This is a genomic window from Mesorhizobium sp. LNJC394B00 (assembly GCF_000502555.1).
Taxonomy (GTDB): domain Bacteria; phylum Pseudomonadota; class Alphaproteobacteria; order Rhizobiales; family Rhizobiaceae; genus Mesorhizobium.
This window is the reverse complement of record NZ_AYWH01000020.1, coordinates 1-17,247: the sequence shown is the minus strand read 5'-3', so window position 1 is coordinate 17,247 and position 17,247 is coordinate 1. Positions and strand designations below refer to the sequence as shown.

The window sequence follows — 17,247 nt, the reverse complement described above, 5'->3', positions numbered from 1 at the left end:
ACTACCACGATTGAACTTCCCGCCGCTGCGCCCGCAAGTACGTCCCACGCAATCCCGGAATCAGGGACGTCCGCCAGCAAGACGACAATGTCGGGGATCGCGAGAAGCCGGACAAGCCCGTTGAGACCCGTCTCGCGAATGGCGCCAATCGCCTGGGCGATCTCGCGATCATGGTGTCGCGGGTCGAGCTGGCGGTAAGCTTCCTCTGCCCACAAGCGCAGACGTTGATCAAAAGTCGCGCCCAAACGTGGCACGCCGGCGCTTTTTGCCCGATGCCGAAGAAAATGACGACATTGGGTCGCAACGCCTGTGCCATGGCGACGGCGGCGCCAAGGTCGTCGGCGCGGAGCTGGGCCAGGTCATATCGCTCGATCCGGCCGCTCGCGGTCGTGGCGGCCGCCAGCGCGTCGGCAAGGAAATCACGGGCGGCTTGCGGATCAAAGGCACGCTCCGGCCCCGGATGACCAACCAGTGCAAGCACCCGCATGCGGTCCGGCACGGCGGCGAACCCAAAGCCGCGATCCTCATCGACAGCACGCAGGGGCGCGAGCTTGTGGCGGTTTAGCGGGTTGATTTCGGCCTGGAAGGCTTCCCAGGGGACGCCGGCTTCCTTGGCACCGGCGCCGATCCTCAGGCATAGCGGTTCGCGATCCTCAAACATGCGTTCGTCCAGCGCTGCGGCAATCTCGCCGGTTGGAAAGGCAGACCTGTAAGCCGCTCTGGTATCGCGCGAGCAAAGATCGAACGTCCGGTCCAGGAAGGGCAGCCGCAACAAGGGAAGAGCAATCTCGCGCTCCGGACCCGCCCCCGTCAGCCGGATGAAGCGTCGAAACAGATGTAACGTGAAGGACGCTTCAGCAAGCTTCACGAACCCCACCAGGTGCGAATCTGGGTAAATATGCTCGCCTCGTACGCGCCTCCGAGATGCTTCTCGTCACTCTGGCCGACGGCCTGCGTGAGGAGCGCGAACGCGCCGGCCCCATAGGCCATCGCCGGGCGGTCCCGGCATGAGCGGCTACCGAGGCGACCGCTCCGACGATTGCCAGAAACCCTACGCTAAGCCAATAAGCGCCTCTTTTGACGTAGGCAGGCGTCGCTTCGAAGCGCTTGCGAATGATTCTGATGATATCCGGCAAAACACCGCCAACGGCGCCCAGCACTGCTGTCTCGACAATCCCCATAAATCTCCTCCCCCTGCATAAACAGATTTTACTATATCGCGAACACTCTGACCATCCGATTTCGGTCCCATCGGGGGTTTATAGTGATGCTGCTTTGTGTTGACGTCTACGGCAGAAGAGAAACGACCGAGCTGACCGGACTATATTCTCGCAAGGTCTCGAAGCGCCGCTTCAGCATTTTCCGGCGGTGAGATCGAAGACCACCACATCGATCAGCGCTTGGCGCGCTTCGAGAATGGCGGCTTTCAGCATGTCCTGCATCTCTTGTGCACTCGCGGGCGCCGGAAGCCCATTGGGCCTGGCCTTTAGCCGCCGACCGCTCGCCGAAGGCACATCGCCGAACCACAAGACGCAGTAGATGCCGCGTTGTTCTGAGCGCCAGTCGATGAGATATTGGACGTCGAGCTGCCCTGTCGCAGCGTCCCAGACATGCGGGTGCCACTGGCCCTTGACCTCGATGGGCAATTGCATCGCCCTGCGCGCGAAGGCGAGATCGGCCCGCTTGGTCTGGGGCATATCCGCCTCCGTGATCCGTTGGATGTCGTAGCGAGCAAGTTCAGGTCCGATCATCGCCACCAGCCGGTCTCGGCAGCGATTCTCGTCGCGTGGAACACCCTGATCGGTCCAGAATTCGACAACCGAATCAAGGTCGTCACCGATCAGCTTGCGCCGCGCGACGTCCATCTCTTCGAGCACCAGTGCCTTCAGGTCCTCAATATTGCCTGGCGGTCCGTCGTCGAGCAATGCCGCGAGATCGCTCGGCGCCAGCGCTGAAAAATCCTCCTCCGCCCGCTTCTGCCGCTGCTCAGCGGCCATGTGCCGGATCAACGGGGCGTAACTGTCATTGGGGCCGGCGACGAGGCGCGCCATGGCTTCGCTTGCGCCGACACTTGTGTCGCCGGCGATGAGGCTGAGCAACGAGCGCAGAAAGTCGGTTGCGTTATGATCGTTCGTGTCGCCCCAGCCGGCGCCATCCAGCGCCGCGTAGGGCCATTGCTGACGAAACTCGGCAATGATCCATTCCGCCTGCGTGACTGTAAGCGGCAACATGGCGCCGCGTGGCTCGACCTGGAGCCGGTTGCGGAGGAACCAGATGAACTCAGGATGATCCGCACCGATTGTGCGGAGAAGCGGCCGCACGACCTCAAAGCGCACCAGCACATCGACCGCCAGCCACGACAGCATATGATCGAAATTGCGAAACACGGTCGTGGCGCGGGCCTCGGCGATGTCGCGCAGCGAGGCCAGCGCGCTGCCATAGATCAGGCAATCAACCAGGGCTGCCTCGACCGTCTCGGGAACATCGGGAAACGCTGTCAGCCAGGCAGCCCCAAGCACAGCCCCGGTCGCCTGCCAGGCCGGATCGTGGGCGAGCTTGTAGAGCCCGTTGACATGCTCGCTGCCCGCTGCCAGCGCTGGTTCCATCCACAAGCGTGCGAACGCGCGGCGCTGCTCAGCGGTCGGGATGACGTCGGCTTCGAGCGCGGCGAGCAACTCGGCCTGCTCCGTCTCGATGCTCCAGCCATGTTCGTCGTAGCTGAGCAACAGCGCGGCCTGCTTGAGGGAACCCGAAAGGTCGGCCAAGTCCATCCCGGTGCGCAGCCTCTCATAAAATCCAGCCATGATCGGGAAACTGTAGTTGTAGAACGTTTCATGGGCAAAACCCTCGGCGATTTCAGCGGCGGTGGGCAGATCGGCGCGATGCAGAGCGGCCTCGAATCCAACCAGTGCATCGTCGCGCAGCGCCGGTCCGATTGCTACCGCCAAACGTTCGGCCGGCGGCAGTTCGTTCGGCAAATCGTGAAACACGCCAAGATAGGCTTGCGCAGGCCCGACGATGGCCGTTAGTTCGCCCAGACGCAGGTCATCGCGAACCTTCTGCAACTTGAGGCGCGCCACCTCGAAAGCCGCCTTCTGCTCGCGCGCCCACTTGGCTTCTTGCTTTTCGTAACGGACCTTCCAGGCGGGCTTCTTGGGGTTTTCCAGCTTGCCCAGGAACGTCGCGAGTTGCCTGTCGCCACGCCGGAACGTTTCCGCGGCCGCCCGCACGTCCGGATCCAGTCCGTTTGGCCCCCAGCCGATCTGCACCAAATCCTTCCAATCCTCGCGCAGTCCGGCGTCTTTGATGTCGCCTGGTGCGAGGCGGCTAAGCGCGCTGGCGATGTCTCCGGGCCTCGCCGTGAGCCCGACGAACCGCCGTTGCAGATAGTGCTCCGTGACCCACAGGCTGTCCTTGCGACGCTCGGTTGCCAGCACATGTTTCTGGACCGCGCGACGCAACGCATCATGCGCCGCCAGCCGACCGGCGAGGTTTTGCTGCGCCTCACGATGATGGCGATGGGACCGCTCGATGATCTTCAGCCAGCGCCACAGCGCGGGCGCATGGTCTGGCCCGACAACGCCTGCATCGATCGCCCGAACGATCAGCTCGGCCACGATGCCGGCGACTTCGCCGGCTTTCTCCCAATCGCGGTCGCTCAAGAGCTCCGCATAATCGGCGATCAGATCGAGGATCGCGGCCAGTCGCGCCGTGGCAATGGCGTTGAACAGGCGATGAAAAGAGCGCATCGTGTGAATGCGCCGTCGCTCACGGCGTGGCAGCGGGCAGCTGGTCACACCCATTTCGGCGAACAGGGTCGCGACCAGAACGGCGTCTGGTACATCGGCATCGATGGCTTGGATAAGCTTGCGCGCCAAGCGCGGTGACTCGCCCCCCTGTTCGACCAAGGACACGACCGCCGCTTGCCACCAGGCGCGGTTGCGATATGGCATCAGGGCGTCGGCCGAGTCGTCGCGCTCGCCATAGAAACGCTCCGGCGAGAGGACGATCGTTTCAAGCGTGTCGGCCAGCTCGCCGGCAAGGGGCGTGCCCTCCAACCCTTCGATCAGGATCGAGCGCAAGTGCACGCTGCTCGTTGCCGAGGCGATGATCGCTTCGATTTTGGGCTTAAGCGCCGCAATCATCAGACCCGTCGCCGTCTTGATGTCCCAATCAGCCGAACGGAAATAGGGATCGTCGTCAGCGAGGACGCGCAGCGCTTCGAAAAGACAATCCGCAAGATGAGGGGTCAGCGCGGCCGTCTCGCCATAGCGCAGCACGCCATAAGGGTCTTCGGCGATAACCCGCTCGGCCATCGCCTCACTGTGGTAAGCGAGCCAGGCGTGAAGGCCGCGCAGGCTCGCTGGTACGCCGCCGCTGCCGTGCAATTGCGCCAGAGCGCGCCGCTGCGTCCGCGGGGTGGTGGCCTGTCGCGCTATCCAGCGCGCGCCGAGATATTCGGCAATGACGCGGTGGATCGGTTTGGCGCGCGAGGGACCGACGCTGTGGAACAGCTTGCTGGAGAAGATCGCCCGCGCGGCCTTTGCGCCCGGCAGCTTCTCCAGATCGGCAAGTCGTAGATCGCCTTGCTGGACTTGCGCAGCGCCAGCTGCGCTGGCGGCCTCAGCCCCCGAAAACAAAAGGCCGGCAGCGAGCGCGCCGGCGGCATCGAGCGCTTCATCCTGCGTGAGTTGGGCCAACCCCATATCCTGGCGATCGGGATCGTGCTCAGGCCAGACCAATCTACAAACACGCTCGAACAAGGCTGCGCGCGTGCCGGGCAATTGTGTGTCTTTCTCTGCCACCCGGCCCATCAGGCCAAGTGTCAAGGGATTTCGGTAAAGCTCTTCCAACCTGTGCGCCGCGAGATGGTCGAGCACATGATCGGGATCCACACTCGAGTACCGCGCAACGAGATAGGCGCGCGCTTCTGTCCGATTGAAGGGCTCGAGCGTCAGGATTGAGGGATCGGCGCCGTAGAGCTGGCGCAGGTTCGTCACGCTACGCGCCTGCCACTCGCGCGAGCGACACGAAAGGATGAACGGCGGCGAGCCGGCCTCCTCGAGCTGGGCGAGGATTGCATCGACTGCATCGCCTTCGCGTCGCGACATCGCCTCGTCGAGGCCGTCGATCAACACCGGCTTGCCCGCGGCTACCAGCCTTGCCGGGTTCTTGCTGTTGATGAACCGGATCGCGGTGACCGGTTCGGCGCTCAGCCGCCGCCCAAGCTCACCCAGCAGCTCGCTTTTGCCCATGCCGGGCTCGCCAAGGACGACTTTGTTGCCGGCAAGCGTGAGGAGCCCCGTCTCATCGACGCGGCTGTTGTCAATAGTGGCATCGGCGAGCGTCAGCCAGCGCGGGAAGTAAAGCGCGGCGTGCTCTTCTGCAGGGGCTGGGGAAAAGCCGCTTGTCATTTCAGGTGTATCCTGCGGAGAAATATCAGCTTTCGAGGTTACCGTGAGTCGCGCCCAAACCAGAGACGCATAGCAGCCGCAGCTGCATCGCCAACATCAATAATCAGAGCTTTCACGGCGTCACAAGGCGGATGGGGGCAGTGACGAGTGGCAACGCGAACGTCCGGGCGCGCCACCCGGAATGACGCGCAGCCGCATGTCCGCTGAAGTCGCAATCAAAAGATCCAGCCCCGCAACGTAAAAAGCCGCCCCGTTAGACCGGGACGGTTATTGATTTATGATAGAATTGGTTGCGGGGACACGCAACACCCGATTCTTGCGATTGATCGAGCGAGCAATACCGAGGCTAGCGGCATAACCACCCCACAGATCCGCCAATTTCGACTTTTGCCGATCGTATCCTGGTTCCGGTCTTCGATGAGATTGGCGATTGCCCAAGCAGCCTCTGCAGGATCAGCTCCATGATAGTCCGAAGGTGGCGGAATCGTCGATGTAGTGGTGCAGTATCTTGGTGACATCGCGCTCGTCGGGCGGCACTGAATACGCAGCGCATTCTCCAACCGCCGTTCCTCAAAAAGCTCCAATCGCTCCAGTTCAACTGTCCGCGATTTTCCTTGTCTCAGTCTAGGGGTGCACTCCATAAGCGTCCGGTTTCGTTTCGGAATCACTGTCCGGTTTCATTGGAATACGCACGTTCATCATCGGCTACGGCTCCTCGCCTTTCCCGATGCGGACCGGTGCGGTTGGAGCCGCCCGGCCGGGCAAGAGATCTCCCAGGTTCCGACGTGTTCCTTTCATGCGTGATGTGGCCCTAGACCCCGGCAGGGCGACGGTGCCTCGCTTATCGGCTCCGCACATGTTGACTTCGACAAGTGAGAAAGTCTCGGCCCCTGCAATCTTATCACTATCGTGGCTCACTCCCACACCCCGCATGATTGCTGTGTACGCTTCGCCGTGGTCGTCACCTCCCACGCCGCAACACTCGCTGCCGGGCGGGCGCTACCCCTTACCCGGGCCGGACTCGCACCGGCTGGAACACGCCAGCTTGGCCTGGCGCACCTCACGTTGATTGCCGCGCCGCAGGGCAACCCTATTCGGGCTGTCAAGCATCTCGATCCTTGCTCTGCTCCCCCTCCTCGTTCGCGACCAACTGGCGGGTGGGCCAATTGTTTACGGCGTCCTGTTGGCCGGCTTCGGCACAGGCGCCTTCATCGCCGGCATTGGCAATGGCTACCTGAGACGCATCACGTCCCAAAATCGATTGATCACGCTCGCGTCCGTTGCCTGCGCACCGTGTTGCCTTCTACTGGCTCTCACATCATCGGTGGCTGTGGCGGTGATCGCGCTTGCAATCGGTGGCGCAGGCTGTGTTGTCACCTGGACCGGAACCGACGTGTGTGTGTGCAGTTGGCAAGCCCAAGGTGGGTCGTTGGTCGCACTCTGTCGCATATTACGCTCTGACCTACTGCGCCATGGCAGCCGGCAGCTGGATCTGGGGCACTGTCGCGCAGAACTATTCCCTGACGTGGGCTTTGGAAGGTGCTGCAGGGGCACTGTTGTTGGTTGCAGCTGCGGGAAAGCTATTGCCGATACGGCCGTGGGAAGAATCTGATCAAGGGGCCTTCGACTTCACGCCTCCAGAACTGGCCCTCAATCTGAAGTCCTGGAGCGGCCCGATCGTGATCAAGGTGGAGTACTCGATCGCCGAGGAGAATATCGCGAAATTTCTGAGCTGCATGCGCGAAAGGCGGCGTGTTCAAAGCCGTGCCGGTGCGCGGGACTGGACCCTCCAGCGCGACCTTCAGAAGCCGACCCTTTGGACCGAGACATTCCGCACGCCGACATGGACGGACTATCTTCGTCTAAACCATCGACTAACGGTGACTGACAGGGAGGTAGGCGAGCGTCTTGCCGCTCTGCAGGTTGGTGGTTCTCCTCCTCATCTCGCACTTTCGATCGAGCGGTCGACAAATCCTGCCCCCGGCAGCCAAGTTCAGCCTGTGCCCTTTGTATCGCGTCCGTAAGGCGACGGGTAACTTTTCTGGGGTTGGACACGGGTTGTAAGGCCTGCGCAGACCATCACCACCGTTGCTTTGTTGGAGATCAACGACCGCTTCCGGCTGGCGAAGCTGAATTGGACGGTACCAAAGGGTCGCCGATCAGACCTCTCGAATTTTGGTGCGAGAATAAATCGAAAACGCGCTCAGGTTGGTCAGCCACTCTCCTGTGTGATTTTTCATGGCGCGAAAAAACAGGGTCCCGTTCCGTGATCATTAGATGGTTCGGGCAGCTCTGCTTTAAGAAGCGCGAACTTCTCAACCGCGGTTGTCGGCGAGGCGTGGTCGGGTCTTTCTCGACTACAGGAACTGGATCTACAATAACGGCCGGTCTGAAAGTGCCCTTGACCAGTCTACCGGCGCCTGTTCGAGCGGCAGGCGCTGCAACTGACCGAGGGGCTGGTCAATGACCCGTGAATTCCGCTCGTGTGCGGAGGAATCCTGTCCCCATTTTTGCAGCTTTCCGGGGAAGGTTAGGTGAATCGAAATGCCACAGTGTCCGTAATGAACTATAGTTACGCCACCAAACGGCAGAACGGTAACCGCGGTGCAGGCAGCCATTGGGACTTGGCCGAATATACAAGCACCTATGCGACGGAAACGACGCTTGCTGGGTGGCGACCNGCAGGCAGCCATTGGGACTTGGCCGAATATACAAGCACCTATGCGACGGAAACGACGCTTGCTGGGTGGCGACCCAAGATATCGCGCAGAATCTGAAGCACATCGGAGAGTTTTATCAGGTCCCTTGGCGCGCCAAGGCAGATGCGGATTGCGCCGGGGTCACCCTCACCCACCGCAGAGGCGATGGGTGGCGTTACCAGTATGCCGCGCCCTCGCGCAGCGGCGGCAAATTGATCTGCGGACCACTCTTGCGGCAATGGCAACCACCCGTAGAAAGCTGGGAACTGAAGTCTTGCCGCTTTGGGAAAGACGTCTATGAACACGCGGTAACGCTCCAGCGCCTGCCGGCGCCGCTCACGCAGAAGTTCTTCCAGCTTGCCGTTTTCAATCAGCCGCACCACCGCCTCGCCTAGCATGGGAGCCACGAACCAGGCCGAGGCGTGCAGGAAGAGCTCGGCTTGAGCAATGTGGGCCGTCGGAACCGTCAGTGTTCCGAGTCGGAAGCCCGGCGCGATGCATTTGGAGTAGGACGTGACGTAGAAGGTGCGGTCCGGTGCCAACGAGGCGATTGGCACAGGACGCTCGCTGAAGAAAAACCCGTAGACGTCATCCTCGATGACAGTGAGATCAAGCTCCTCGGCTAGTTCAGCGATACCCCGGCGCCGGGCAAGGCTCATGGTGCGTGCTGTGGGGCTATGGAGCGTTGGCATGCAATAGAGCACCCGCGCACCGGAACGATGGCAGGCCTGTTTCAGCGCCTCTGGATCTATTCCCTCCTCATCCATCTCGACAGGCACCAAGGTGAAATGGCTGGCTGCAGCGATTGCCTTAAAGCCGGAATAAGTGAAGGCATCCACCAAGATGCTGTCGCCGGGCTTCGCCACCAGGCGCAGCGCGATGTCGATGGCGTGCTGGGCACCGTTGCACAGGAACAGCCGTGCCGGCTCGACGGCAAGGCTTTTGTCGGACAGCGAGGCTGCTACGATTTCGCGGTGCTTCCAGATGCCGCCGTGGGGGTGGTAGCGCAGCAACGGTGCAAGATCACGCTCACGCACCACCTCGCCAAACAATGCCGATAGAATCTGCGTTTCGTTCCCTTCGGCGGGCACGTTCAGCGCTAAATTGACTGGTTCATGTCCTGTCGCCGCCTCTGCGCGGGCGGCGGAACGGCGACGGACGAAGGTGCCCTGCCCGACATGGCCGCTGACGATACCGCGCTGTTCGGCCGCCTGATAGGCTTTGCTCACAGTGCCGACGGAAAGACTGAGCTCTCGCGCTAGGTCACGGTGCGGCGGCAGGCGGTCGCCATCAGACAGGCGGCCGTCGGCGATGTCCTGCTCCAGAGCATTGACCAGGGCAAGGTAGCGCGGTCCCTCGGAGGCGAGCTGCCGTGGCCGCCAGCCCGCTAATGTCCCATCCAAGCTCATGTCCCGCGCTCCTTTTCCTTTTCGTGTCATCCCTTGCTAGAGATGAAGATGGCCGACATACTTTCTTACAGTGTAGGACTCCAGACCCTCAAGGCCGCCTTCGCGGCCCCAGCCACTATCGCCGATCCCGCCGAAAGGGGTTTCTGGGATCGTCACCACCATCTGGTTGATGCCGATCACGCCCACCGCCATCTCTTCCGCTATGCGGTTGGCAGTCGCAGCGGAGCGAGTGAAGGCATACCCGGCCAGACCATAAGGCAATGCATTCGCTCGTGCGAGAGCCTGCTCTATGTCATCAACAGGTTGTATTAGCGCAAGCGGACCAAACGGTTCCTCTGTCATGGCTCTTGCCTGATCAGGAACGTCCGCCAGGATCGTCGGCATGTACATCAGGCCAGGAGCTTTGATACGCTCGCCACCAGTGATAAGCCGCGCCTGATGGGCAAGAGCGTCGCTAATGAGGTCGTCCATCGCCGCAACGCGGCGGGTGTTGGCGACGGGCCCAACTGTGGTGCCTACTTGCAGGCCATCGCCAACCACCTGCTTGTCGACGAAAGCCCGAGCATGTTCGAGGTATTCATCGTAAATCGGGCGTTCGACGAAGAAGCGCGTCGGCGAGGTGCAAACCTGACCGGCGTTGCGCATCTTGATCGCCATGGAGAGTTCTGCCGCACGCTGAACGTCGGCATCTCTCGCGACGATGACGGGAGCATGGCCGCCCAGTTCCATTGTGGCGAGGGTCAGGGTCTCTCCTGCCGAGCGCGCGAGATGACGTCCGACCGGAGTGGATCCGGTGAAGGAAATCTTCCGGATGATCGGTGAGCGAATGAGATACTCGGAGACCTCGGCCGGCACCCCGAAGACAACATTCAACACACCATTGGGTAAGCCTGCATCAGTTAGCGCCCGCGCAATTTCGAGCGCCGTGCCCGGTGTTTGTTCAGCGGGTTTGATGATGCATGTGCACCCAGCAGCAAGCGCGGGAGCGATCTTGCGCGCTGGCGTCACCGCGGGGAAGTTCCACGGCGTGAAGCAAGCGACGGGGCCTACGGGTTCCTGTGTTACCGTTTGGCGCATGTCAGCCAAGCGCGCAGGAATGATGCGGCCATAGCTACGCCGTCCTTCTTCGGCAAACCAGTCGAAGAACTCCGCAGCCGCAGCGATCTCACCTTTGGCTTCCGCTAGGGTCTTGCCCTCCTCCAGCGTTAGCACTGTTGCAATGTGTTCCAGACGCTCTCGCATCAGATCGGCGGCGCGGCGGAGGATGTTCCCACGCTCAAAGGGTGAGGTCCGCTTCCAGCTTTCGAAGGCTCGACGTGCGGCCGCCAGTGCGCGATCGAGCTCTGCCTTTCCTGCGTGCGGCAGCGCTCCAAGCGGCTGTTCGGTGGCAGGGTTGAGAACGATCTCGCTCCCACCAGAGGCTTCATCGATCCATTCTCCATCAATGAGCAGTGCCAGTTTCGTATACATTATCTGTTCCTTAGACAGCTCACACACCACGTGGTGAGCCCGTTACGGATTCTTTGAGCCTCGAAGTTCGCTTTTATGCCCTCGCCCAACGGGCGAGGCCGGCGTCGGCGATGATGTTGGTGATGGTGGCTTTCTGTTCGTCTGCCAGGGGCAGCAGCGGCAGGCGCGGGCCACCGGCGTCGCGGCCAAGCTGGCTCATGGTCTCTTTGATGGCGGCGTAATAGGCCCCGGACTGGAAGCAACGGTAGAATGCGAAGACGTCGCGACCGAGGTCATGCAGTGTCTTGTCGCCTGTGAGCGCCTTGTCCCAGTAGTCGCGGATCAACGGNAAGCAACGGTAGAATGCGAAGACGTCGCGACCGAGGTCATGCAGTGTCTTGTCGCCTGTGAGCGCCTTGTCCCAGTAGTCGCGGATCAACGGTCCGGCGATCTGGTGCGCCATGGCGACGACCCCATGAGCGCCAACGGCGCGGGCCGGAACGATCATGGTTTCGTAGCCGACGAAGACGCGGAGTTTGTCACCCACGCGCTGCACCAGTTCACTCACCTGCGTAATGACGCCGGAGCTGTCCTTGATGGCGACCACGGTTGGCAGCGCGGAGAGCTGCTCCACAAGGGCCGGGGTGATATCGATGCCCGCGCGACGCGGGCTGTTGTAGAGCATCAGTGGCAGCGACGTATTGCGGGAGATGTACTCGAAGAAGGCCACGATCTCACGCGGGCTCGGCATGGCGTAGATGGGTGGCAGGATCATGCCGCCCGCGCAGCCCGCCGCCACGGCCGACTGACACGCTTCCAGTACATCCCCGACACGCAGGTCGGCGACGCCTGCCAGGACGGGCACACGCCCGTCCACCTGGTCAACCGTCAACGTGTAGAGGCGTGCGCGCTCGGCCTTGGTGAGAGCATAGAATTCGCCGGTGCTGCCAGCCGCGACGACGCCCTGCGCACCATTGGTAATGGCGTCGTCGATGAGCGCCTTGTATCGGGTGTCATTAATGGAGCCATCGGCTCCGAAGGGAGTGACGAGAACGGGGAAGATACCGCCCCAGTTTACATCGGCCATGGTCTATTATCCTTTGTTGGGAGATGTGGTTGGAGGTGCCTCCGCCGGGGCCGCGAGGGGGCCGAGAAGGCGGGCTTGTTCAGTGAAGCGGCCGACGAAGGCCGCGAGCCTCGGGTTTGCGCCCGACATCAGGAATTCACGCGGAGCGCCGCTGGCGGCCACAATGCCCTGGTCGATGAACACCACCCGATCGGCCAACTCATAGGCGAAGCTCTCGAAGTCTCCTCATTGCCATTTGCATTATATCATCCGTGATTGCACTATATCATGTTCCTAAGGCGGGGCAAGATTAAACTTCGCGCTCATCACCTTCACCGCAGGCGATATGGAGGCCCGACAGCCGCAGCCTACGGCCCGTGACCAAGTCGCCGATGATGGCTGTCAGTCATCAGGGCCCCACTAATGCCCATGGGGCCGTGGCCCATTGCGAACACGATGGCGGCATGTTTGGGATGGGAACCGATGATCGGTAGGTTGTCCGGCGTTGACGGCCTTACGCGTCCAATGAGACACCCTGTTGATCGATATGTCTGGCAGCATCATCCGGGCGCATGCCTGCAATTTGAGGCTGCGGCGGTCACCGGGCGGCTGACACCGCCGGCAACACCCGGCATGGTGATGTGATAACCACGCCCGCTGGCCAGCGACAGGGAAATTCCCGGGGAGCACGCTAGGGTCAATTCTTCGTTTTCGTCAGGGGCAGTTTCTCAATTCGCCCGACAGCACTTTACTTTCAGAGGCTCCCAAGGCGTCGAGGCTCCCTCGAACGGGTTCGGCGGCAGCGAGGTTAGCGAGCATTTACCCACCCCCCCCTTGTCAGGCGCGATAACCGCCGGCCTGTCGACCCGGAAAGCCGAGGCCCAGTTCTGATCAGGATTTCGACGTGCATATTTGCCTATCTGCCCAGATGAAAGTGTTAAATATTTGTTTCAGATATTGCGCCTCAGAACAACTGTCGCAACCTGAATTTCACTTAATATCACCCTATGCGCCGCAGTGACGTGATAGAATTTTGGCGCAACGATGCGCCGAAGCAACGACGCGCCGAAGATGTCGCGCCGGGCCGCAACCTTGAGGAAGACTATGCTGAGAGAGAACAACATTAACTCGCTACTTTCCTTCGAAAGCCTTGAGTCGAATGTGCGCTCATATTCGAGGTCCTTTCCTGTAGTGTTCAGGACGGCTGGAGGACCCATTCTGGAGGACGAGGACGGTCGCGAGTTTGTCGACTTTCTCTCTGGCGCGGGCACCCTTAACTACGGTCACAACGATCCTGATTTGCTAAATGAAGCGATTAAATACTTAGACTCAGGAGGAATCATTCACGGCTTGGATATGGCTACCTCAGCCAAAGGAGAGTTTATGGAGTGTGTTGACGCGATAATATTGCGGCCACGTGGTCTGACCTACAAGTTTCAATTTCCTGGTCCCACCGGCGCCAACGCTGTGGAAGCCGCTTTGAAACTCGCACGCAAGGTCACTGGACGGCCCGGTATCATTTCATTCACCAACGCCTTTCATGGAGTGAGTTTGGGCGCCCTTACAGTAACGGGTAACCGATATTACCGAGATGCGGCCGGGCTTCCTCTAGCCGGCGCAGTGTTCATGCCCTATGACGGGTATTGGGGAGCCGATAACGACACTTCGGACTATCTGGACAGGGTGCTTGGTGATCCAAGCAGTGGTGTTGATCTGCCCGCCGCCATCATTACGGAAACCGTCCAGGGCGAGGGCGGCATACACCCTGCTACCAAAGATTGGCTAGGGTCAATCGAGCGGCTTTGCAAAAAGTACGGCGTCCTTCTGATCGTAGATGATATTCAGGCAGGCTGTGGACGCACGGGCAGTTTCTTCAGTTTCGAGTTCGCTGATTTGGCGCCAGACATGGTTTTGTTGTCCAAGTCCCTTAGTGGCTGTGGACTACCGCTGTCTCTTTTGCTGCTCAAACCTGAACTAGACGTTTGGCGGCCTGGTGAACACAATGGCACGTTCAGAGGCAATAACCTTGCCCTCGTGACGGCGACTGCCGCCTTACAGAAATATTGGACCAATGAAAAGTTGTCAGAGCAAGTTGCAGAAACAGGACGGATTATGAGCGAGCGCCTTCGGCAGATCACTCAACATAACCGGGATCTTAGCCTTTCCGTCCGAGGAAGGGGCATGATGTTGGGGCTTGATTGCAACACGGGTGAACTGGCCGAAAAAATCGTTAGCAAGGCCTTTCAAGATGGGCTTGTGGTAGAGCGATGCGGCGCAGAGGACGAGGTCATCAAGCTTCTCCCTCCCTTAACCATCGACAAGCTGGCGCTTCAACGTGGTCTGGACATTCTGGATTCGTCTGTCCACGCAAACGCCTACACCTAGAGGTGCACTCTGTTGAAGCCGTGCAGTACACGACTGGCAGGAATCGGGTCCGCTGGCTTCGCTATGAAGATGTGGACCCACGTTCTGACAACCGCGTTTTGCGCGGCGTTGCTCCCGCGAAGGATTGAACTCCATGATTTGCAGCGTCCATCCGTTCGACGTGCTGCACAACGCTGATCCAATTGGCTCTGGCGCAAGTGAGGCGTATCGCGCGCTGAAGTCAGCTATCCGACCAAGCACGACTATGATCTCCTGGCGAGAGACCTATCTGCGATTGGGCGCGCGATCCTTGTGGCTTCGAGGCAACCCGGCAACTCCCTTGCCTACCGAACCAGGGACTGCGATTTCGCATGCGGCCTCTGTTCGAAAAAGCGCAATCAGCTGTCGGCCAAGACGCCGGGACAAATAGCGATCAGAGGCCGGCGAAACGTTGTAACGGATCCTTCAACTAAATTTACAGAATCTTTGCGGCCAGCAGGCCGGTGAGAGTGTATCTTCATTGCAAAATCTAAGGTCAGACATGGATTAAAGACTGGTACCTGTTCACGCTTAGGCCGCCACACAGCATTGCAACAGAGGGTCAACAGACGATGGCAAGAAGAGCGCTCATCCTGGTTGAAGGCAATAGAAGTATTGGTCTACTATACGTGAAAGCGGCCCAGCGTCTTGGCCTTTATCCAATTATCCTATCGGCTGATCCAACTCAGTACGATTATATTGCAACGAAAAGCATTGAGGCAATCCGTGTCGATACAGACAATCTCGATGCGCTGATCCAGGAATGTTCCCGGCTGCGTGTGGCCTATGACATTGCTGGCATTACTGGCTTTTCGGGTCTCGACGAGTCGGTCTATGCGACGGTTGGCGAGCTTTGTCGGTATTTCGATCTACCGGGACCGAACCCCGCGTCGATCGAACGATGCTACAACAAATTCACTCAACGTCAGCTCCTAGCGGAGGCCGGCGTTCCAATACCTGCTTATCGCTTGGCAACGAATGCGACGGACGTAGAAAGCTCTGCCGCGGAGATCGGCCTGCCGGTGATTGTTAAGCCAGCCGTCGGCAGCGGCAGTAGCGGTGTCCGACTGTGCCGCAATGTCGACGAGTTAGCCGAACATACAACCCATCTGTTGGGTGGGAAGCACATATGGCGGTCTGCGCCGAGGATACTGACCGAAGAATTCGCACAGGGCCCTTTTTACAGCGCTAATATAATGGGAAATGAAGTCATTGCGATTGGTGTCGCTGACTTCGGCCCACCACCGCATTTCGTCTTTCGTGAGACGATTTTTCCGGCCCCCCTAACTGATCACGAGTATAAGCGCATTGTCGATGTTTCGCTGAGCTGTTTACAAGCTCTCGGCCTTGGTTGGGGACCAACGAGCATTGAATTCAGGTGGACGAAGCTAGGACCAGTGGTGATTGAAGTCAATCCGCGCCTTGCAGGTGGGGCCAGTCCTCGGCTGGTTCAGCTGTCTTGCGGTGTCGACCTCATCACCGAGCACATCAAGCTTGTCATCGGCGAGGAATGGGATCTGCGCGGAAGGTATTCACACACTGCGGTTGTGCGGCACCTAATTCCTGATTGCGATGGCACCCTCGATTGGATCGATGGCGGCGATCAGGCGGCTGCAGTGCCAGGTGTCGCCGATGTGAAATTTCATATTCAACCCAAGGCCCGGATTGTCAGGAGAGGCGATTATACTGATACTCTTGGACATGTCATCGCCGCTTCACCCAGCCTTGCTCGGACCCAGGAGATACTTCAGCGTGCGGTCGACTTGATCGATTGGTCGATCGCACCATATTAAGTGCCACGCGATACAGACCCAAGTTGCGGGTTTCGATGACACCCCGTGACTTTCATGCGGGGCGTTTGGAGTCCGGTCCCTTTTTTTCTCCGATATGATTCTCTGGACCGCCGGAACGTAGGGGGTTCCCGGCTTTCTCACGATGGGGGACTGGCGCCGCCATCGCGGCTTGAGCGTGAGATCGGGCCTTGTGTCCAATCGTCCCATGTGGCGTTCGTCGTTGTACAACACGACGACAGAACGCCCACGGGATCGCGAAGCACGAGCTTCTTACCCGTGGTATCCTTGGCCGGGAGCCTGGCCCATATTCATGGGGTGGTCAAAAAGGCTGGTAGAGTGGATCTCCGTTGCAGCCTCTCTGGTCGGGGATCCGATTGGTGCCTGGAGATTCCAGCCTGGATGTTTGATCGGGCGGCTAATGTGGCCTGGCAGGCCATTGCAAATGCGAGATTCGAGCGCAGCCTTGGGCTCTGACGACGCGAATCGGGGGGATGTCATACCGCGCCAGCTCACCACGTATCAGTTCGATCTGTTTTCCAATCCGCACGATATCGAGACGCTGCGGACGCCGCAATCGATGCCCGCCGAGACGGGCCGGACGGCCACAAATGACGACCTTGTTACCTCACCCTGCTCATGTTCCTGTCACCTATTGTATTATACCAATTCGCGATTGATCCATATAACGCCTGGAATGCATCGCGAGACAAAATTTGCACCTGCGCCTGAAATCTGGTGCGGCAGGAGCACCACTCCCAACATCGCCGGCTTCGACCACCACACTGCGCTGAGACCACTTTGCTGTTGACAGACCGTGCCGCCAGCGATCACCGCGTCCGTTGTGATTTCTCGACCGGTGACGAGGCGTCCCGATGCTGACTTTGTACGAATGTTGGTAAAGGTTCCTCATGACAGCGAATGCGTTCGCTAGGAAAAATTAGCAGGCAGCCATTGGGACTTGGCCGAATATACAAGCACCTATGCGACGGAAACGACGCTTGCTGGGTGGCGACC

Annotated in this window: 7 protein-coding genes and 1 pseudogene; 3 read left to right on the top strand and 5 right to left on the bottom strand. The window is 59.9% G+C overall.

Going from position 1 to position 17,247, the window contains the following annotated elements; genetic code table 11:
• Position 1 precedes the first annotated feature (1 nt).
• Entirely contained in the window at positions 2-868 is an 867-nt protein-coding gene (locus X751_RS1000000167300) for a hypothetical protein (protein WP_156936431.1), read from the bottom strand.
• 484 nt (positions 869-1,352) lie between these two features.
• Entirely contained in the window at positions 1,353-5,414 is a 4,062-nt protein-coding gene (locus X751_RS135810) for a hypothetical protein (RefSeq protein WP_023746361.1), read from the bottom strand.
• Between the two features lie 1,081 nt (positions 5,415-6,495).
• Here X751_RS135810 and X751_RS1000000166530 point away from each other — a divergent pair.
• Positions 6,496-7,438, top strand: a pseudogene (locus tag X751_RS1000000166530) (MFS transporter); the annotation flags it as partial.
• 695 nt (positions 7,439-8,133) lie between these two features.
• Here the strand turns inward: X751_RS1000000166530 and X751_RS135815 are convergent.
• From X751_RS135815 to X751_RS135825, 3 genes are all read right to left on the bottom strand, one after another.
• A complete protein-coding gene (locus X751_RS135815; RefSeq protein ID WP_023746359.1) occupies positions 8,134-9,522 on the bottom strand; it encodes a PLP-dependent aminotransferase family protein in 1,389 nt (462 codons plus the stop codon).
• Positions 9,523-9,558: 36 nt separating this feature from the next.
• Positions 9,559-10,992, bottom strand: coding sequence for an NAD-dependent succinate-semialdehyde dehydrogenase (locus tag X751_RS135820; RefSeq protein ID WP_031247412.1), 1,434 nt, complete (start codon positions 10,990-10,992; stop codon positions 9,559-9,561).
• A 73-nt stretch (positions 10,993-11,065) separates the two neighbouring features.
• Complete coding sequence (locus X751_RS135825; RefSeq protein WP_023746357.1) at positions 11,066-12,058, bottom strand: dihydrodipicolinate synthase family protein; 993 nt, start codon at positions 12,056-12,058, stop codon at positions 11,066-11,068.
• 1,083 nt (positions 12,059-13,141) lie between these two features.
• Between X751_RS135825 and ectB the strand changes: the two genes are divergently transcribed.
• Both ectB and X751_RS135840 read left to right on the top strand, forming a co-directional pair.
• A complete protein-coding gene (gene ectB / locus X751_RS135835) occupies positions 13,142-14,422 on the top strand; it encodes a diaminobutyrate--2-oxoglutarate transaminase (protein WP_031247411.1) in 1,281 nt (426 codons plus the stop codon).
• A gap of 590 nt (positions 14,423-15,012) precedes the next feature.
• Entirely contained in the window at positions 15,013-16,233 is a 1,221-nt protein-coding gene (locus X751_RS135840) for an acetyl-CoA carboxylase biotin carboxylase subunit family protein (RefSeq protein ID WP_023746354.1), read from the top strand.
• Positions 16,234-17,247 lie beyond the last annotated feature (1,014 nt).